Raw genomic sequence first — 17533 nt, forward strand, 5'->3', positions numbered from 1 at the left:
AGAACCCCGCGCGGGTGCGGAGCTGGGTCTCCGCCTGCCGGCGCTTCGCCGGGATCCTCGGGGTCACGCCGGGAGCCGGCCTGCTGCTGACGTGCGGCGGGCGCGCCGTGTGCGAGACTCCGCCGATGACCACGGAAACGATCACCGCGGACGCCTCCGGCACCTTCGCGCTGGGCGATCTGCCCGTCCGCCGCATCGGCTTCGGCACCATGCGGCTGACGGGCAGCGCCGCCTTCCACCACGGCACCCCGAGCAACCGGCAACGCTCGCTGACCGTGCTGCGCAAGGCCGTCGAACTCGGCGTGAACCACATCGACACGGCGGCCTTCTACTTCTCCTCGCTGCGTTCCGCCAACGAACTCGTCAACACCGCGCTGTCCCCGTATCCCGATGACCTCGTCATCGCCGCCAAGGTCGGCCCCTACCGCGACTACCACGGCGCGTGGGGCACCTCCGCCCGCCCCGACGAACTGCGCGGCCACGTCGAGGAGAACCTGCGCCAGCTCGGGCGGGACCATCTCGACCTCGTCTACCTCCGCCGCATGGGCCAGGAGTCCATCGCCGAACACTTCGGCGCCCTCGCCGAGTTGCGCACGGCGGGGCTGGTCCGGCACCTCGGGATCTCCGCCGTGGAGCCCCACCACCTCGCCGAGGCGCTGCGGATCGCCCCGGTGGTGGCCGTCCAGAACCGGTACGCCCTCGACCGTCCCGACCCCGTCGGCGACGAGCTGCTGCGGCTGTGCGGCGCGCACGGCATCGCCTTCGTCCCCTTCTACACCGTGGCCGGAGAGGCCGGGGAGCGCGGTGCGACGGCCGCGCACGACGACGCGGTGCTCTCCGTCGCCCGCGCCCACGGCGTGACTCCCGCGCAGGTCCGCATCGCCTGGACGCTGCACCAGGGCCCGCACGTCCTCGCCATTCCCGGCACCGGCGACCCCGGCCACCTGGCCGAGAACGTCGCCGCCGGGGCGCTGCGGCTCACCGCCGGGGAGTCGGCCCGGCTCGACCAGGCCCGCGCCCAAGCCGGCTGACCGCCGTGGCCACGGCTCGACCAGGGCCCTGCTCAAGCCCGCCGGCCGTGCCGGAGGGCGTCACACGGTCCAGGCACCGTCCCGCATCAGATGCCGGCCGCGCAGCTCGCGCTCCTCGTGCCACGCCTGCACCGCGACCGGCCGGACCTGGAAGTAGGCGTAGGCCGGGCTGTCCGCGCGCGGATCCCAGCCCGTCTTCGCGGTGAACGCCTCGGCCGCCGCCACCGGCACCTCCCCGGCGCCGTAGGCCCGTACCTCCCCGTCGACCAGCACGACGTCCCGGGTGTGGCCGAGGGCGAGCCGGGTGCGGCCGCCGTCGCGCAGATTGCGGCCGGTGGGGTTGGTGCCGCGCGTGCACAGCCAGAACGACTCCTCGTGCCAGACGAACCACAGCGGTACAAGACACGGCACACCGTGCGCGTCCGCCGTCGCCACCCAGATGTCGGTCTCCCGTTCCAGCCGGGCCAGCAGGTCGCTCTTGCGCCGGGCCGGGGTGCGGACCCGTTCGTCGATCGTCATGCCCGCCGACGCTACCGGCCCCCGCCCACCGGCACCTGAGGCCCGGGCCCGTGCCCGCCTCCGTCCCCGGGCGTAGGTCCGCGGCCCCGGTCGGTCCCCGCCGTACACGGCCCGCGCCCTCGCCGCCGCCCCGCACGGCCCCGCCTCCGACGCCCTGCGGCAGCCCGCCAGCCACCCCGCGTGACGCGCGTAGAAACGGGACTGGCGCCCGTAACGTTTTACGTATAACCTCACCGGCTAACCGCTCCCCGCCGGAAGGTAACCATGCGCCGCGTCGCCCTGGTCACCCTCGTCGTCCACGACTACGACGAGGCGATCCGCTTCTACACCGAGGCCCTGGGTTTCCGCCTCGCCGAGGACACCCCGCGGCCCGACGGCTCGCGCTGGGTCGTCGTCGAGCCCGGCGGCGAAGGGCCCGGCACCGGGCTGCTGCTGGCCCGTGCCAAGGGCGCCGCACAGAGCGCCCGGGCCGGCGACCAGACCGGCGGACGCGTGGGCTTCTTCCTGCACACCGACGACTTCGCCCGCGACCACGCCCGGATGACCGCCGCCGGCGTGACCTTCCTGGAGGAGCCGCGCCACGAACCGTACGGCACGGTCGCCGTCTTCCAGGACCTGTACGGCAACCGCTGGGACCTGCTCCAGCCCGCCGCCCACTGACCCCACCCACAGCACCAGCCGAGGAAACGACACGCCCATGACCGCGTCCCGCATCGACACCGAGACCCTCCGCCGGCTCCCCAAGGCCGTCCTGCACGACCACCTCGACGGCGGCCTGCGCCCCGCCACCGTCGTCGAGCTCGCCGCCGCGGTCGGCCACACCCTGCCCACCACCGACCCCGGCGAGCTGGCCGCCTGGTACGTCGAGGCCGCCGACTCCGGCGACCTGGTCCGCTACATCGCCACCTTCGAGCACACCCTCGCCGTCATGCAGACCCGCGAGGGCCTGCTGCGCACCGCCGAGGAGTACGTCCTCGACCTCGCCGCCGACGGAGTCGTCTACGCGGAGGTGCGCTACGCCCCCGAGCTGATGCTCAAGGGCGGGCTCACCCTGGCCGAGGTCGTCGAGGCCGTCCAGGAGGGCCTCGCCGCCGGCATGGCGAAGGCCGCCGCGGCCGGCACCCCCGTCCGGGTCGGCACCCTGCTGTGCGGCATGCGCATGTTCGACCGGGTCCGCGAGACCGCCGAACTGGCCGTCGCCTACCGGGACGCCGGAGTCGTCGGCTTCGACATCGCCGGCGCCGAGGACGGCTTCCCGCCCGCCGACCACCTCGACGCCTTCGCCTACCTGCGCGCCGAGAGCATGCCCTTCACCATCCACGCCGGCGAGGCGTACGGCCTGCCCAGCATCCACCAGGCGCTCCAGGTGTGCGGCGCCCAGCGCATCGGCCACGGGGTACGCCTGACCGAGGACATCGTGGACGGCAAGCTCGGCCGTCTCGCCTCCTGGGTGCGCGACCGCCGGATCGCCCTGGAGATGTGCCCCACCTCCAACCTCCAGACCGGCTGCGCCGCCTCGATCGCCGAGCACCCCATCACCGCCCTGAAGGACCTGGGCTTCCGGGTCACCCTGAACACCGACAACCGTTTGGTGTCGGGGACGTCGATGACCCGCGAGATGTCCCTGCTGGTGGAGCAGGCCGGCTGGACGGTGGAGGACCTGCGCACGGTCACCGTGAACGCCCTCAAGAGCGCGTTCGTCCCGTTCGACCAGCGCACGGCCCTGATCGAGGACGTGGTCCTGCCGGGTTACGCCGCCGCGCTCTGAACCAGCCCCCTGAGGTAGGCGGCCTGTCCGACGTGCTGGAGATCGTCGGACAGGACGCTCACCAGGCGCACGCCCAGCCCGACCGGGGGATCCCAGCGCTCGTCCACGACGCGGTCCAGATCCCCCGCGGTCAGGGTGCGCAGGGCCCCGAGGGTCTGCTCGTGGACGGCGTCGTAGTACCCGGTGAGCAGACCGGCCGACTCCACCCGCACCTTCGCGACCTTCGCCGGGGTGTGCCCGTAGCCCGTGTCGTGCCGGGGCAGGTCGAGCCCGAACCGCTTCTGCCAGTCCTGGGCGAGCCACACCTGGTCGAGGCCGAAGGCGTCGGCGATGTGGTCGTCCTGCACCCGGGCGAGGTGCCAGACCAGCCAGGCGACGCTGTTGGCGTCGGGGGCCGGGCGGCGGTGCAGCTCCTCGGGGCCGAGGCCGTCGAGGACGGCGTGGACCTCTTCCCGGATGCGGCCGTAGCCGTCGATGAGGATGTCCTTGGCATGCATACCGCCCACCATCGCAAACCGCCGCCGCTCCCGCGCCCCGAATCCGGCGGCCGGTGCGTCAGGTTCCCGTCTCGAGCAGGGTGACCAGTGCCCGGGCGGCCGGGCTCGTGGCCCGCTCCGGCGGCAGCAGGGCCACCGTCTCGTACCGCGTCCCGCCCGTGCCCTTCAGCGGGAGCGCCGTGAGTGACGGCCGCTTGTGCCGGAAGTGCCGGGGTACGACCGCGATCCCCAGGTTCTCGTCCACCAGGTCCAGCAGGCTGTGCACGTCGTTGACCTCCAGCGCGACCGTGCGCCGGACCCCGGCCGCGGCGAACGCGGCGTCGGTGGTGCGGCGCGGACCCCAGTCGGGGTGGAAGTCCACGAACACCTCACCGGTGAGGTCGCGCGGGCCGAGCACGGCCGGCGCGGCGGCGAGCCGGTGGCCGGGGTGGCACAGCACCGTCATCGGCTCGTCGGCCAGCGACACCGAGCGCAGCTGGTCGCTGTCGGCCCGGGTGCGGTAGGCGAAGGCCAGATCCAGCCGCCCGGCCGCGACCTCCTCCGCCAGCTCGCCCGAGCCCGCCTGCCGCAGCCGGATCTCCACATCGGGGTGCCGGCCCCGGAAGGCCGCCAGCAGCTCGGCCACCCGCACCCCGGCGATGCACTGCTCGGTGCCGAGGGCGAGCGTGCCGCGCAGCACCCCCTGCACCGCCGCCACCGCGTCGTGCGCCGCCCGCACCTGGGCCAGGATCCGCTCGGCCTCCACCAGCAGCGCCCGCCCCGCCTCCGTCAGCGTCACCCGGCGCGTGGTCCGCACGAACAGCGGTGCCCGCAACTCCCGCTCCAGCGCCCGGATGGACGCCGACAGGCCCGACTGGGACACCATCAGGCGTTCGGCGGCCCGGGTGAAATGCCGGTCCTCGGCGACCGCCACGAAGTGCTGGAGATGGCGCAGTTCCATGATTGAGCAGCCTAGTCGCTGAATCTCATCGGATTCTTCTGTTGGACCGCTGCCCACCGCCCGGGGAACAGTGGAACCGGTAGATCCCGTGCCCACCCCTCATGGAGTCGCGTTGTACACCGCACACCCCGACCGCTACGCCGACATGCCCTACCGGCGCACCGGACGCAGCGGCCTGAAGCTCCCCGCCCTGTCCCTCGGCCTGTGGCACAACTTCGGCCCCGACCGGCCGGTGGAGACCCAGCGGGCCATCCTGCGCCGCGCCTTCGACCTCGGCGTCACGCACTTCGACCTGGCGAACAACTACGGCCCGCCGCCCGGCGCCGCCGAGTCCGCCTTCGGCGCGGCGCTGCGGGAGGACTTCGCCCGCTACCGCGACGAGCTGGTGATCTCCACCAAGGCCGGCTACCTGATGTGGCCCGGCCCGTACGGCGAGTGGGGCTCCCGCAAGTACCTGCTCGGCTCGCTCGACCAGAGCCTGCGGCGGATGGGCCTGGACTACGTCGACATCTTCTACTCGCACCGCCCCGACCCGGACACTCCGCTGGAGGAGACGATGGGCGCCCTGCACTCGGCGGTGCAGCAGGGCAAGGCGCTCTACGTCGGCGTCTCCAACTACTCCGCCGAGCAGACCCGCGAGGCCGCCCGCATCCTCGCCGACCTCGGCACCCCGCTCCTCATCCACCAGCCGCGCTACTCGATGCTCGACCGGCGCCCCGAGGACGAGGGCCTGCTCGACGCCCTGGACGAACTCCAGGTCGGCTCCATCGTCTACTCCCCGCTGGAGCAGGGCCTGCTCACCGGCCGCTACCTCGACGGCATCCCCGAGGACTCCCGGGCCGCGAGCGACAGCCCGTTCCTGAACTCGGACGCGGTGACCGAGGACCTGGTCGCCCGGCTGCGCGCGCTGGACGAGGTGGCCAAGTCCCGCGGCCAGACGCTGGCCCAGCTGGCGCTGGCGTGGGTGCTGCGCGGCGGCCGGGTGACGTCCGCGCTGGTCGGCGCGAGCAGCGCCCGCCAGATCGAGGACAGCGTGGCGGCCATCCAGAACCTGGAGTTCGACACCGAGGAACTGGCGCGGATCGACGCCATCGTCAAGTCGTCGTAACGCCCTGACCCACCCGAACCGCACGAGCCCGGCCGCCCGCCCCGGCGCCGGGCTCGCCGCGTACGCGGTCCTCGGGCGCCGCCGGGCGGCACACCCCGCTCGGGGCCGTCGCCGTACCGTCGCGTTCCGGTCAGCGCGGGCGCGGAATATGCCGGGAGACTGGCCGGAAAGCCATGGTGACAGTGGTTAAGTAGTGAACATACTCGACAGTGCGGGCTTCACTTCCAGCGAGGCCCCGATCACGCACCGCACACGAGCCGCAGCGACAGCGAGGCCGGCCCGCAGGCGGACGACGCGACGGGGGAGTGCGCATGCACGACGAGTTCCTGTGCCATGTCACCGCCTACGGCACCTGTGGCGGACAGCGTATCGGAGTACCGCTCGGCACCTACCGGGCCCCCACGCTCGCGCTCGCCCTGTGGTGGCTGCGCGACCGGGCGAACTGGATCGCCGACCGGCTCGACCCCCGCCCGGAGGCCGCGCACTTCCCGCCCGGCGCGCTGGTCCCCGTCGCGGACACGGTGCCCGACGTGCCGGCCGTGCTGCGCTCCTGGTGCGGCGACCCGGACCGGCAGGAACTGGTCGCCGACGAGCTGGCCGCGGGCAGGCTGGTACGGCTCGCGACCGGCGACGAGACCACGGAGTACGAGCTGCTCGCGGAGTCCGTCGACGCGGTGCGGATGCAGCGGACCATACCGGCGCTGGTCGCCCCCGTGGCCTGACCGCCGCGCCGCCGGGCACGCCGTCGCGCGCGCCCCGTCGTGACCGGTGCCGCCGCGCGCGCTCGGCGAACGCATCGGAGGGACTGCGGGGCCGGGCTCGGGGTACCAGCACTGGAGCGACGGCGACCGGCCGCACCGGGCCTTTCCGAGAGAGAACAGCATGACCGAGCACCTGGGCGAGGCAGTGATACCGACTGGCTTCGACGTACCCGTGGAGCCGCTGCGGCGCGCGGCGCACTACACCGGCGCGCCCGGCTGCATCGCGGAGGCGCGCGCCTTCACCGGCCGGTTCCTCCAGCAGCTGCGGACCGAGTGGTGCGCCGGCGTCGACGACCGCGCCGACGGCGAGCTGCTGCTGGTGGTGAGCGAACTGATCACCAACGCCGACCAGCACAGCAAGGGCCCCTACATCCTGGAGCTGGAGGGCACGGACAGCTCGGTCGTGGTGTCCGTCTACGACAGCAGCACGGCCCTGCCCCGCCGTTTCCCGAAGAATCCCGAGCGCATCGGGCGGCACGGGCTGGAGATCGTGCACGCGCTGGCCACCGAGGTCACGGTGGAACGCGTGCCCGTGGGCAAGCGGGTACGGGCCGTCTTTCCCCTGAGTCGCTGAGCCTCTGATGAGTCGCTGAGCCGCTGATGCGCTCAAGGCCGCTGATGCGCTCAAGCTTCGCCCGGTCCGGTTCCAGCGACTCCGCCGGAGGAACCGGACCGGGACCGAATGCTGGATGTCAGGCGCAGCCCAGTTCGCCGAGCATCCCCTGGCGCAGCCGGGTGATGATCCGCTTGATCAGCCGGGAGACGTGCATCTGGGAGCAGCCCAGCCGCTCGCCGATCTCGGCCTGGGTGGCCTCCTCCACGAACCGGAGGTGGATGATCTGCCGGTCGCGTTCGCTCAGTTCCGCCATCAGCGGGGCCAGCGCGTGGAAGTCCTCGACGAGCCGCAGCCCCTCCTCCTCCACGCCGATGAAGTCGGCGAGCACCGCCTCGCCGTCCTCGGGGCCGTCACCGGTGAGCGCGGCGTCCAGGGAGGCCGAGTTGTAGCCGTTCGAGGCCAGCTGGGCCTCGACGACCTCCTTCTCGGGGATGTTCATCAGGGTGGCGAGTTCCGTCACCGTCGGGTCCCGGTCCAGCCGGCTGGACAGCTCCTCGCGCGCCTTGGCCAGCTCGACCCGCAGCTCCTGGAGCCGGCGCGGCACATGGACGGCCCAGGTGGTGTCCCGGAAGAAGCGCTTGATCTCGCCGACGATGTACGGCAGCGCGAACGACGTGAACTCCACCTCGCGCGACAGCTCGAACCGGTCGATGGCCTTGATCAGGCCGATCATGCCGGTCTGGACGATGTCGTCCATGTCGTCGCCGCGGCCCCGGAACCGTCCGGCCGCGAAGCGCACGAGCGACATGTTCATCTCGATGAGTGTGTTGCGCGCGTATTGGTACTCGTGCGTTCCCTCTTCCAGCTCGGCCAGGCGGCGGAAGAACTGGCGGGACAGCTCGCGAGCGTCGCGCGGGGCGACGGACGCCGGGTCCGTGATGCCAGGCAGTGACCCCTCACCCGTCGTGTCCTGCTCGGTCTGCTCGACGACCTCGGCTTCCGATCGGATCCCGGCGGCGGTGTTCATTACCTCTCCCACGAAAGTCACGGTACGACGTCTCCCTGTACGGCCTGCGGCCCGGCACCCGGTCGGCCGACCCCGGTGTCCAGGCAGCTTCTCCGGCGGGTACCCGCTGCGCGGCGGATCATGCCTCCTCGCGGAGCCGCTCACGGCGCGGGTACCCATGGTGACGCATCGCATGCCCCCGCCGCGCCGCAGTGGCGCGAAACGGCCGGTCGGGCGTGGTGCGGCCGGGGATTTCCCTCAGGGCGCAACACCCGGTCCTTGCCCCGGACGGCTCCGCTCCTAGGCTGACGGGATGAGCAACCCGGTGAGCGACGAAGCCCGAGTGATTCCCCTGCGACCGGCGCCGGCCCGCCCGGAGGCGCCGGCGAGCGAGCCCGCCGCCAGGGAGCCCCTGTGGCGTGATCTGGTCGGCGAGGTGTTGCGCCGCGAGCGGCGGGAGCAGGAGCGCACCCTGAAGGACGTGGCCGACGCGGCCCGGATCTCGCTGCCGTATCTGTCGGAGATCGAGCGGGGCCGCAAGGAGGCGTCGTCCGAGGTCCTCGCGGCCGCGGCGCACGCCCTCGGCCTGAGCCTGGGGGACCTGCTGGCGCGGGTGCACGGCGAGCTGTCCCGCCGTACGGCCGGCCACCACCGGACGGCGGCCGCGCCGCACCGCTCGTACCGCGGTCTCTGCCTCGCCGCCTGAGCGCGACACACCGGGCGTACCGGGCTCCGCCCCGCGGCCCGAGCCCGGCACGGGGCGTATCGGGGGCCTGGCTCCGCCGCCCGAGCCCGGCACGGGATGTACCGGGGTCCGGTCACCCGGCCGGGCCCCGGCGCGCGGAATCCGTCACCAGTTCGAGGGAACCTGTGGCCGGGCCGATGAGTTCCGCGGCGCGGCACGGTCTGCCTCCACGACCGAGTTCCCCGACCCGTTCCCCGCCCCGGGAGGCGCTCATGACCACCGACGCGTTCACCACCTGTCTCTGGTTCGACGGCAAGGCGGAGGAGGCCGCGCACTTCTACGTGTCCGTCTTCGAGGACTCCGCCGTCGGGCGCGTCGTGCGGTCGCCCGAGTCCGGGCCCGGCCCGGCCGGTTCCGTGCTGTCCGTGGAGTTCACGGCGGGCGGCCAGAGGTTCGTCGCGCTCGACGCCGGCCCCGAGTTCACGTTCAACGAGGCCGTCTCCTTCCAGATCCACTGCGCCGGCCAGCAGGAGATCGACCACTACTGGACGAAACTGACCGAGAACGGCGGCGAGGACGGACCCTGCGGCTGGCTCAAGGACCGGTACGGCCTGTCCTGGCAGGTCGTCTACGCCCCGCTGCCCGGCATGATCGCCGACCCGGACCCGGAGCGGGCCGGACGCGTCCTGCGCGCCATGATGGGCATGGGCAAGCTGGACGCGGCCGGGCTGGAGCGGGCGTACGCGGGCGAGTAGCGGCGGCCCGCGCCGTCACCGGCCCGGCTCGGCGCGCGGGCCGGACCCCCGGTGGCTAGCGTGAACGAACGGGGCCACACCACTTCAGGAGGGCCGTCGGCATGGCCGTACAACCCGAAGGAACGCCCTGCTGGGCCGACGCGATGTTCAGCGACCTCAAGGGGGCCAAGCGGTTCTACGGAGACGTCCTCGGCTGGACCTTCGGCGAGTCCTCGCCGCAGTACGGCAACTACACGCAGGCCTACGCCCACGGCAAGGCCGTCGCGGCCGTCGTCCCGCCCATGCCCGGCCAGGAGGGCCGGTCGCAGTGGTGTCTGTACTTCGCCTCGCCGGACGCCGCGGCCACCGCCCGCAGGATCCGGGAGTGCGGCGGCGAGGTGCTGCTGGAACCGATGCGGGTCGCCGACTTCGGCACCATGTGCCTGGCCCGTGAGCCCAGCGGCGCCGTGTTCGGCGTGTGGCAGGCCGGCACCCACGAGGGCTTCGGGGCGACGGCCACGCCCGGCGCCTACTGCTGGGCCGAGGTCTTCACCCGGGAGCCGGAGCAGGCGGACACCTTCCTCGCCTCCGTCTTCCCCTACCGGATGAGGGAACTCCAGGACGACGCGGTGGACTTCCGGATGTTCGACATCGGCGAGGACACCGTGCTCGGCCGGATGCGGATGACCGAGGACTTCCCGCCCGAGGTGCCCTCGTACATCAACGTCTACTTCGCCGTGGACGACTGCGACACGGCCGTCGCGCGCGCCGTCGAACTCGGCGGCGTCCTCCGCTTCGGCCCGGTGAGCAGCCCCTTCGGGCGGTTCGCGGCACTCAGCGACCCGCAGGGCGCGGACTTCTCGGTGATCGACATCACCACCACCGAGGGACGGATGCCCGCGATCAGGGACGTCTGACCGGCCCCGGCACGGACCCTCCCGCGGCCATGGCATCATCGAGCGCATGCGTGAACGTGTGGTGGCCGCGTGCGACGGGGCTTCGAAGGGAAACCCCGGACCGGCCGGATGGGCGTGGGTGGTCTCGGACGGCGACGAGCGGACCCCCGCCCGATGGGCGGCGGGCCCGCTCGGCCGGGCCACCAACAACGTCGCGGAACTGACGGCGCTGGAGCGGCTGCTCACGGCCGTCGCCCCGGACGTGCCGCTGGAGATCCGGATGGACTCCCAGTACGCGATGAAGGCCGTCACCACCTGGCTGCCCGGCTGGAAGCGCAACGGCTGGAAGACCGCCGCCGGCAAGCCCGTCGCCAACCAGGACCTGGTGGTCCGCATCGACGAACTCCTCGGCGGCCGGTCCGTCGAGTTCCGCTACGTACCCGCCCACCAGGTCGACGGCGACCCGCTGAACGACTTCGCCGACCGCGCGGCCAGCCAGGCGGCCTCCGTCCAGGAGTCCGCGGGCAGCGAACTGGGCTCCCCGGAGCCCCCGCCGTCGCCCGACACCCCGGCGGCGGCCGGGGCGCCGCGCCGCAAGGCACCCCGCCGCACCGGCGCGACCTCGTCGTCCTCGTCCTCCCGGACCATCAAGGCCAAGTTCCCCGGCCGCTGCCTGTGCGGCCGGTCCTACGCGGCCGGTGAGAAGATCGCCAAGAACGCGCAGGGCTGGGGCCACCCGGAGTGCCGTACCGCCGAGGCCTGATCAGGCGTCGAACGTGTAGTACGCGGTGTGGTCCAGCAGATCCGCCGGGCGCACGGTGTTCCAGGGCTTCATGGTCTCGTTCAGGTCCACCACGTCCGGCGTGCCGCCCGTCGGCACGTACGCGGAGTCCGGGTGCCGCCGCTGCCACTCGGCCCACAGCTTGTCGACGTAGGCGTGGTGCAGCCAGAACACCGGGTCGTTGGGGGAGACCCCGGTGGCCATCTGTCCGCCCACCCACACGTGGACCCGGTTGTGCAGATTGACCCCGCGCCAGCCCTCCAGATGGTTGCGGAAGCCCTCCGAGGCGCTGTTGTACGGCGGCAGGTCGTACTCCGATATCGCCAGCACCGACTCCACCTCGGCGCGCGTGGGCAGTTCGGCCACGCTTCCGCCGAGCGAGCGGCGCAGGAACGTCCGCCCGTCGACACGCACGTTGATCGGCCAGTTGCCGGTGGACGCGGCGAACGGCCCGTCCATCACCCGGCCGTCGGTGCTGCGCCCGGTGCCGCCGAGGAAGTCCGGCGCCCACAGCGAGGCCCGCACGGTGCGGTCGGCGGACCAGTCCCAGTACGGCAGCGTGACGGAGGAGTCCACGGACTGCAGCGCCTGCTCGAAGTCGAGCAGGAATCTGCGGTGCCAGGGCAGGAACGAGGGGGAGCGGTGGCCGGTCCGCTCCCCGCTGTCGGTGTCCGACATGATGAACTCGTTGTGCGTGCGGACGAACTCGTCGTAGCGCCCGCCGCGCTTCAGTTCGAGGACGGCGGCGACGAACCTGCGCTTCTCGTCGGCGGTCAGGGTGGCCTGGTTCTTGCGTACGGTCATGGTGCGTGGTGCTCCGAAGTCCTTGCTGGGGTGGTCAGTTGGCGGGGAAGGGCAGCAGCGGGGCGCCCTGGAGCTCGTCCACCGCGGCGCGGGCGGCGGCGCGCGGGGTGGGCACCGGGTCGTAGTGGCTGATGACACTGATCCAGCTGCCGTCGGCGTTGCGCATCAGGTGCAGCTGTACGCCGTCGATGAACACCTCGTATCCGCCGCCGTGTTCGTGGTGGTGCGCGCCGCCGTCCACCGGACGGCCCTGTATCCGGCGGCCCTTGTAGACCTCGTCGAAGGACTCGGGCGCGGTGGGCTCGTGGTGGCCCGCGGCCGACGCGGCGGGGGCGGCGAGGGTGACGGCCGCCGAGGCGGTGGCGGCGACGGCCGCTGCCGCGGTGAGTGCGCGGCGCCGGGTGATCTCGGGCATGCGTGTCCTCCGGAAGAGTGAAGATTTCGTGACGACGCATGCCTATCGACAGCACCCGGAGCGGAAGAAATCCGCCAGAACCGGTTGGCTGTGATCCGGACAATTAACCACATGTCATACAGAGTTCAACAAAGATGATCTTGCTGGGGTGGTGGCCCGATCAGCACCGGAACGGGAAATTCCTTGCCGGAGCGCCCCGGTTTTCCTTGATCCTTTCCGGGGGCGGCCCGGCCGAGTGGCGCGGCTCACCACCCCAGACTGACGCGATCATGTGGCGCGACCCTGCTACCCTCCGGTGCCGTTCGGCTGCGAACGGTGACTGACAGGGGTGTGCGTGTGAAGGTCGTCTGCGTCGGAGGCGGGCCCGCCGGCCTCTGCCTCGCCCTCCTGCTCAAGCGGCAGGACCCCGCCCACGACATCACCGTCCACGAACGCGACCCCGAGGGCTCCACCTACGGCTGGGGCGTGACGTACTGGCGCGGCCTGCTCGACCGGCTCCGGGCCCACGACCCCGAGACCGCCCGCGCCATCGAGGCGCACTCCGTGCGGTGGACGGACGGCGTCGCCCACATCGGCGACCTGACCACCCGGCACCACGGCGACGAAGGCTTCGGCATCGGCCGGCACCGGCTGCTCGGCCTGCTCGCCGCCCGGGCCCGCGCCCTCGGCGTCCGCCTGGAGTACGGCAGCGCGCCCACCCGGCCGCCCGCCGGCGCCGACCTCGTCGTCGCGGCCGACGGCCTCCACAGCGCCCTGCGCACCCGCCGCGCCGAGCACTTCGGCACCCGCGTCACCCCGGGCCGCAACCCCTACCTCTGGCTCGGCACCACCAAGGTCTTCGACGCCTTCACCTTCGCCTTCACCGAGACCGCGCACGGCTGGATCTGGGCCTACGGCTACGGCTACAGCGGCGACCACAGCACCTGTGTCGTCGAGTGCTCCCCGGAGACCCTCACCGGACTCGGACTGGACCGGACCGGCCCCGGCGCGGACCTCGCCCCGCTGGAGAAGCTCTTCGCCCGCGTCCTCGACGGCCACCCCCTCGTCGCCCGCCCCGGCGCCACCTGGGGGACCTTCCGCACCGTCACCAACCGCACCTGGCACGACGGCAACGTGGTCCTGCTCGGCGACGCCGCTCACACCACCCACTACTCCATCGGCGCCGGCACCACCCTCGCCCTGGAGGACGCCATGTGCCTGGCCGACACCCTGCGCGCGCACCCCCTGCCCGAGGCCCTCGCCGTCTACGAGCGCCGGCGCCGGACCGCACTGCTGTCCGCGCAGAGCGCCGCCCGCTACAGCGCCCGCTGGTACGAGAACCTGCCCCGCTACATCCACCTGCCCCCGCACCGGATGTTCGCCCTGCTCGGCCAGCGCCACTCGCCCCTGCTGCCGTACGTCCCGCCGCAGCTGTACTACGGCCTGGACAAGGCGGCCGGACGGCTGGAGCCGCTGCGCAGGTTCAAGCGCTGGCTCGGCCCCCGCGCCGCCCGCGCCCTGCACGCCCGCACCGAGCGCCCCCGCTGACCCGAGGGCCCGCTGACCGCCTCCCCCCGCCCCGGCGCACCTCCCCGCGCAGAGCCTGCGCACACAGACAAGGAGCCCCCATGGCCGTACCCGCCCGGTTCGACCACACCTCGGCCGGCTACAGCCTCCAGCGCGCCTACTGGCTGGCCCGCGCCGCCGCGCTGGCCTACAAGGACGAGGCCGCCATCGAGGAACAGGCCGCCAAGTGGGGCTTCGAGGAGGTCCGTCACCACCACACCCGCTTCACCCCGCCCTTCCCGCTCCAGGACACCCAGGCGTACACGCTGGCCGGCGACCGGATGATCATCACCGCCTTCCGCGGCACCGAACCGACGCAGATCAAGGACTGGCTCTCCGACGCCACCACCCCGCCGCTGCCCGGCCCCGGCGGCACCGGCTACGTCCACCACGGCTTCGCCCAGGCCCTGGAGTCCGTCTACCCGGCCGTCCACGACGCGCTCGCCGAGCTGCGCACCGACGGCCAGGCCGTCTACTTCACCGGGCACAGCCTCGGCGGCGCCCTCGCGATGCTGGCCGGCGCGCGGTTGTACTTGGAGGAGCCGTACCTGGCCGCCGACGGCGTCTACACCTACGGTCAGCCCCGCACCTGCGACCGGCTGCTGGCGGAGGCATTCCACCAGGGCTTCGGCGGCCGGATGTACCGCTTCGTCAACAACAACGACATCGTCCCGCAGCTCCCGCCGGAGCCGGTCTACACCCACGTCAGGGCGTTGCGCTACTTCGACTCCCAGGGCAGGCTGCACGAGTCCATGCCGCTGCTGTCGGCGCTGGGCGACCGGGCCAGGGGCCTGACCGCGGACCCCTTCGCCCCCGCCGCCGACGGCGTCCGCGACCACCTCATGCACCACTACCTCGCCGCCCTGGAACACAACCTGGCCTGAGCCGCCCGGCGCCGGTCCGTCCGGTCGGCGTCCGGCGCCCGGCGGGGCGAGCGCGCGGGTCCGGCGACACTGACCGGCATGGATCTGCTGTCCCTGCGTTATTTCCAGGCCGTCGCCCGGCACCAGCACATCAGCCGGGCCGCCGAGGAACTACGGGTCGCCCAGCTGTCGGTGAGCCGGACCATCCTCCGGCTCGAGACCGAACTCGGCGTCCCGCTGTTCGACCGTCAGGGCCGTCGCATACGGCTCAACGACCACGGCGCCGCCTTCCTGGCCCGGGTCGACCGGGCGCTGGCCGAACTCGAGGACGGCCGACGGGAGTTGGCCGACGCCGCCGGTCCCGGCCCCGGCCGGGTCGCCGTGGCCGCCGAGACCCTGCTCCAACTGTCCGGCGTGCTGTCCGCGTTCCGCGCGCTGCGGCCCGGGGCGCGGGTGCGCCTGTTCCAGGCCCCGGCGGACGCCATGCACCGGCATCTGCGCGCGGGCGAGGTGGACTTCGCCATCGCCTCCCAGCCGCTCGCCGGACCCGGGCTGTCCACGCTGCGCCTGGCTCACGAGGAGGTGCTGCTGGCCGTACCGACCGGGCATCCGCTGGCCGGCCGGGAGAGCGTCGCGGTGGCCGAGCTGGCCGGCGAGGACTTCGTCAGCACCCGCGCCGGCCACTGGCAACGGGTCCTGCTGGAGCGGCTGTTCGCCCGCGAGGGCCTCACCCCGCGGGTGGTCTGCGAGGGCGACGAGGCGGCCGCCACCCCGGAGCTGGTCGGCGCCGGACTCGGCCTCTGCCTGCTGCCGGCCGTCGCCCGGCGGGCCATCGGCGAGGACGGGCCGGTGGCCTGGTTGCGGCTGGACGCCCCGGACTGCCACCGCACGCTGACCCTGGTGTGGCGGCAGAACGCCTATCTCTCGCCCGCCGCCCGGGACTTCCGCCGGCTGGCCCGGGAACGGCTCATGCCCCTCGCGCCATGAACACATGGCCGAACCGGTCGTGGAAGGCATGAACGCCTCCCCCTTAGCGTCGGACCGTGCCCACCGCTCCGGACGAAGGAGAACAGCGATGAGCCAGCGACATGCTGAAGTACCGGCCGGGTTCCGCAGCTACGCGGAGGCCGTCCTCGACGTGCTGGCCGCCCAGCCGTCACGGGCGGCGGTCACCACCGCCGAGGGGCGGGTGGTCGACGCCGGCGAGTTCCGCGACCAGGTGCACCGGCTGGCCTGGGAACTGGCCGGGCGCGGGGTCGGCCGCGGCACCACGGTGACCCTGCTCACCGGCAACACCGTGGAGGCCCTGGTGGCCCGCTACGCCGCCAACCTGGCCGGCGCCCGGGTGGTCGTCCTCTACGAGGGCATGAGCCCGCCGGTCATGGCGCGGGTGATGGCGAGCGTGGACTGCTCCCTGCTGCTGGTGGACGGCCGGCAGCGGGAGGCGGCCCGGGAGCTGTCCCGGCTCCCCGGCACCCCCGACGTCCGCTCGCTGGGGCCGGACGGCGACGCGGAGGACCTGCTCGCCGCGGCGGCGCGGCGCCCGGCCCTGCCGATGGGCGGCCGGGTGGGCCCCGACGACGACTGGTGCGTCCGGCACACCGGCGGAACCACCGGCGTTCCCAAGGGCATCCGCATGACCCACGGCGCCTACCGGCTGAGCATGGACCAGGGCTTCGCGGTCGCCGGCGACCCGCCCCGCTTCCTGGCCTGCACCGCCCTCGCCCACCTCGCCGGGATCTTCGCCGACCTGGCGCTGTACCAGGGCGGCTCGGTGGTGCTGCGGCACGGCTTCGAACCCGGGGACGTGCTGGCCACGATGCAGCGCGAGCGCGTCACCCACACCTGGCTGCTGCCGCCCCTGCTCTACCGGCTGCTGGACCACCCCGGCCTGCCCGGCACCGACCTGTCCGCGCTGCGCCGGATCAGCTACGGCGGCACGCCGGCCTCACCGGCCCGGATGCGGCAGGCCGCCCGGGTCCTCGGGCCGGTGCTGCACGGCATGTACGGGCAGGCCGAGACGCAGCTCATCACCCAGACCGGCCCCGAGGAGCAGGAGGTGACCGGCCGCGGCGGCCAGCTGACCGTCGGCCGGGCCCTGCCGGGTGTGGAGATCACCGTCCGGGACGCCGACGGCACCGTCCTGCCGCCCGGGGAGTGGGGCGAGGTGCGGGTGCGCTCGCCGTATGTGATGGGCGGCTACTGGAAGCAGCCGGAGCTGACCGCCGAGGTGCTGCGGGACGGCTGGGTGCACACCGGCGACGTCGGCTACCTCGACGAGGACGGCTACCTCTACCTGGTCGACCGGATCAAGGAGATGATCGTGGTCGTCGGCGGCCACGTCTACCCGGCGGAGCTGGAGGAACTGCTGCTGGGCCACCCCGCCGTCGGCCGCTGCGCGGTGTTCGGCAGCCGGGACGACGACGCGGTGGAACACGTCCACGCCGCCGTGGTGCCCGCCGCCGGACAGCGGCCCACGCCGGCGGAGATCCGGGACTTCGTCATCGCCCGCAAGGGGCGCCTCTACGCCCCCGACACCGTGCACCTGGTGCCGGACATCCCGCTGACGGCGGCCGGCAAACCGGACAAGCGGCGGTTGCGCACCCTGCTGACCGGCTGAACCG

At 73.2% G+C, this 17533-nt stretch carries 20 protein-coding genes; 14 read left to right on the forward strand and 6 right to left on the reverse strand.

What is annotated here, in order from left to right; genetic code table 11:
- Nucleotides 1-125 precede the first annotated feature (125 nt).
- The gene (locus tag ACSURM_RS33330) at nt 126-1031 is read left to right on the forward strand and encodes an aldo/keto reductase (RefSeq protein WP_436959604.1); all 906 of its coding nucleotides are present in this window, start codon (nt 126-128) and stop codon (nt 1029-1031) included.
- A 60-nt stretch (nt 1032-1091) separates the two neighbouring features.
- On the opposite strand, the gene ACSURM_RS33335 is transcribed toward ACSURM_RS33330, so the two are convergent.
- Nucleotides 1092-1550 (reverse strand): pyridoxamine 5'-phosphate oxidase family protein, encoded by a 459-nt coding sequence (locus ACSURM_RS33335; protein ID WP_436959606.1) that lies wholly within the window; start codon nt 1548-1550, stop codon nt 1092-1094.
- A gap of 264 nt (nt 1551-1814) precedes the next feature.
- Between ACSURM_RS33335 and ACSURM_RS33340 the strand changes: the two genes are divergently transcribed.
- Nucleotides 1815-2210, forward strand: a complete 396-nt coding sequence (locus ACSURM_RS33340; RefSeq protein ID WP_436959607.1) for a VOC family protein — start codon at nt 1815-1817, stop codon at nt 2208-2210.
- Nucleotides 2211-2247: 37 nt separating this feature from the next.
- The gene (locus tag ACSURM_RS33345) at nt 2248-3318 is read left to right on the forward strand and encodes an adenosine deaminase (RefSeq protein WP_436959609.1); all 1071 of its coding nucleotides are present in this window, start codon (nt 2248-2250) and stop codon (nt 3316-3318) included.
- Here ACSURM_RS33345 and ACSURM_RS33350 read toward each other — a convergent pair.
- Nucleotides 3300-3815, reverse strand: a complete 516-nt coding sequence (locus tag ACSURM_RS33350; protein ID WP_436959611.1) for a mycothiol transferase — start codon at nt 3813-3815, stop codon at nt 3300-3302. The two genes, ACSURM_RS33345 and ACSURM_RS33350, sit on opposite strands and share 19 nt — an antisense overlap.
- A 58-nt stretch (nt 3816-3873) precedes the next feature.
- Nucleotides 3874-4755, reverse strand: coding sequence for a LysR family transcriptional regulator (locus ACSURM_RS33355; RefSeq protein WP_436959612.1), 882 nt, complete (start codon nt 4753-4755; stop codon nt 3874-3876).
- Between the two features lie 112 nt (nt 4756-4867).
- Here ACSURM_RS33355 and mgrA point away from each other — a divergent pair, with 112 nt between their 5' ends.
- The 3 genes from mgrA (at nt 4868) to ACSURM_RS33370 (ending at nt 7198) form a co-directional block, all read left to right on the forward strand.
- Complete coding sequence (gene mgrA, locus ACSURM_RS33360; protein WP_436959614.1) at nt 4868-5863, forward strand: L-glyceraldehyde 3-phosphate reductase; 996 nt, start codon at nt 4868-4870, stop codon at nt 5861-5863.
- Between the two features lie 311 nt (nt 5864-6174).
- Complete coding sequence (locus tag ACSURM_RS33365; RefSeq protein WP_436959615.1) at nt 6175-6585, forward strand: hypothetical protein; 411 nt, start codon at nt 6175-6177, stop codon at nt 6583-6585.
- A gap of 160 nt (nt 6586-6745) precedes the next feature.
- Nucleotides 6746-7198, forward strand: a complete 453-nt coding sequence (locus tag ACSURM_RS33370) for an ATP-binding protein (protein ID WP_436959617.1) — start codon at nt 6746-6748, stop codon at nt 7196-7198.
- Between the two features lie 118 nt (nt 7199-7316).
- Here ACSURM_RS33370 and ACSURM_RS33375 read toward each other — a convergent pair whose 3' ends face one another.
- Nucleotides 7317-8207, reverse strand: a complete 891-nt coding sequence (locus tag ACSURM_RS33375) for an RNA polymerase sigma factor SigF (protein WP_436961231.1) — start codon at nt 8205-8207, stop codon at nt 7317-7319.
- A gap of 292 nt (nt 8208-8499) precedes the next feature.
- Here ACSURM_RS33375 and ACSURM_RS33380 point away from each other — a divergent pair, with 292 nt between their 5' ends.
- The 4 genes from ACSURM_RS33380 (at nt 8500) to ACSURM_RS33395 (ending at nt 11264) form a co-directional block, all read left to right on the forward strand.
- A complete protein-coding gene (locus ACSURM_RS33380) occupies nt 8500-8892 on the forward strand; it encodes a helix-turn-helix domain-containing protein (RefSeq protein WP_436959618.1) in 393 nt (130 codons plus the stop codon).
- 251 nt (nt 8893-9143) lie between these two features.
- Nucleotides 9144-9626 (forward strand): VOC family protein, encoded by a 483-nt coding sequence (locus ACSURM_RS33385; RefSeq protein WP_436959619.1) that lies wholly within the window; start codon nt 9144-9146, stop codon nt 9624-9626.
- A 101-nt stretch (nt 9627-9727) separates the two neighbouring features.
- Nucleotides 9728-10522 (forward strand): VOC family protein, encoded by a 795-nt coding sequence (locus ACSURM_RS33390; protein WP_436959620.1) that lies wholly within the window; start codon nt 9728-9730, stop codon nt 10520-10522.
- Nucleotides 10523-10556: 34 nt separating this feature from the next.
- Entirely contained in the window at nt 10557-11264 is a 708-nt protein-coding gene (locus tag ACSURM_RS33395) for a ribonuclease H family protein (RefSeq protein ID WP_436961232.1), read from the forward strand.
- On the opposite strand, the gene melC2 is transcribed toward ACSURM_RS33395, so the two are convergent.
- Nucleotides 11265-12086 carry a tyrosinase MelC2 gene (melC2, locus tag ACSURM_RS33400; RefSeq protein ID WP_436959622.1) on the reverse strand — a complete coding sequence of 274 codons (822 nt, stop codon included), beginning with the start codon at nt 12084-12086 and terminating at the stop codon, nt 11265-11267. It abuts the gene before it with no gap.
- Between the two features lie 34 nt (nt 12087-12120).
- Nucleotides 12121-12501, reverse strand: coding sequence for an apotyrosinase chaperone MelC1 (melC1, locus tag ACSURM_RS33405; RefSeq protein WP_436959623.1), 381 nt, complete (start codon nt 12499-12501; stop codon nt 12121-12123).
- A 330-nt stretch (nt 12502-12831) separates the two neighbouring features.
- Here melC1 and ACSURM_RS33410 point away from each other — a divergent pair, with 330 nt between their 5' ends.
- From ACSURM_RS33410 to ACSURM_RS33425, 4 genes are all read left to right on the forward strand, one after another.
- Nucleotides 12832-14028 (forward strand): FAD-dependent monooxygenase, encoded by a 1197-nt coding sequence (locus ACSURM_RS33410; RefSeq protein ID WP_436961233.1) that lies wholly within the window; start codon nt 12832-12834, stop codon nt 14026-14028.
- 80 nt (nt 14029-14108) lie between these two features.
- Entirely contained in the window at nt 14109-14930 is an 822-nt protein-coding gene (locus ACSURM_RS33415; RefSeq protein ID WP_436959625.1) for a lipase family protein, read from the forward strand.
- Nucleotides 14931-15008: 78 nt separating this feature from the next.
- Nucleotides 15009-15896, forward strand: a complete 888-nt coding sequence (locus tag ACSURM_RS33420) for a LysR family transcriptional regulator (protein WP_436959626.1) — start codon at nt 15009-15011, stop codon at nt 15894-15896.
- An 88-nt stretch (nt 15897-15984) separates the two neighbouring features.
- Nucleotides 15985-17529 (forward strand): class I adenylate-forming enzyme family protein, encoded by a 1545-nt coding sequence (locus ACSURM_RS33425; protein WP_436959628.1) that lies wholly within the window; start codon nt 15985-15987, stop codon nt 17527-17529.
- The last annotated feature ends 4 nt before the right edge of the window (nt 17530-17533 follow it).

Source organism: Streptomyces sp. SudanB182_2057 (assembly GCF_964272715.1).
Lineage (GTDB): Bacteria > Actinomycetota > Actinomycetes > Streptomycetales > Streptomycetaceae > Streptomyces > Streptomyces rubradiris.

Coding starts and splice junctions, on each gene's coding strand:
- ACSURM_RS33370 (WP_436959617.1), top strand. CDS start 6,746: ATGACCGAGCACCTGGGCGAGGCAGTGATACCGACTGGCTTCGACGTA.
- ACSURM_RS33330 (WP_436959604.1), top strand. CDS start 126: ATGACCACGGAAACGATCACCGCGGACGCCTCCGGCACCTTCGCGCTG.
- ACSURM_RS33380 (WP_436959618.1), top strand. CDS start 8,500: ATGAGCAACCCGGTGAGCGACGAAGCCCGAGTGATTCCCCTGCGACCG.
- ACSURM_RS33415 (WP_436959625.1), top strand. CDS start 14,109: ATGGCCGTACCCGCCCGGTTCGACCACACCTCGGCCGGCTACAGCCTC.
- ACSURM_RS33425 (WP_436959628.1), top strand. CDS start 15,985: ATGAGCCAGCGACATGCTGAAGTACCGGCCGGGTTCCGCAGCTACGCG.
- ACSURM_RS33340 (WP_436959607.1), top strand. CDS start 1,815: ATGCGCCGCGTCGCCCTGGTCACCCTCGTCGTCCACGACTACGACGAG.
- melC1 (WP_436959623.1), bottom strand. CDS start 12,501: ATGCCCGAGATCACCCGGCGCCGCGCACTCACCGCGGCAGCGGCCGTC.
- ACSURM_RS33390 (WP_436959620.1), top strand. CDS start 9,728: ATGGCCGTACAACCCGAAGGAACGCCCTGCTGGGCCGACGCGATGTTC.
- melC2 (WP_436959622.1), bottom strand. CDS start 12,086: ATGACCGTACGCAAGAACCAGGCCACCCTGACCGCCGACGAGAAGCGC.
- ACSURM_RS33335 (WP_436959606.1), bottom strand. CDS start 1,550: ATGACGATCGACGAACGGGTCCGCACCCCGGCCCGGCGCAAGAGCGAC.
- ACSURM_RS33375 (WP_436961231.1), bottom strand. CDS start 8,207: ATGAACACCGCCGCCGGGATCCGATCGGAAGCCGAGGTCGTCGAGCAG.
- ACSURM_RS33345 (WP_436959609.1), top strand. CDS start 2,248: ATGACCGCGTCCCGCATCGACACCGAGACCCTCCGCCGGCTCCCCAAG.
- ACSURM_RS33365 (WP_436959615.1), top strand. CDS start 6,175: ATGCACGACGAGTTCCTGTGCCATGTCACCGCCTACGGCACCTGTGGC.
- ACSURM_RS33385 (WP_436959619.1), top strand. CDS start 9,144: ATGACCACCGACGCGTTCACCACCTGTCTCTGGTTCGACGGCAAGGCG.
- ACSURM_RS33420 (WP_436959626.1), top strand. CDS start 15,009: ATGGATCTGCTGTCCCTGCGTTATTTCCAGGCCGTCGCCCGGCACCAG.
- ACSURM_RS33355 (WP_436959612.1), bottom strand. CDS start 4,755: ATGGAACTGCGCCATCTCCAGCACTTCGTGGCGGTCGCCGAGGACCGG.
- ACSURM_RS33350 (WP_436959611.1), bottom strand. CDS start 3,815: ATGCATGCCAAGGACATCCTCATCGACGGCTACGGCCGCATCCGGGAA.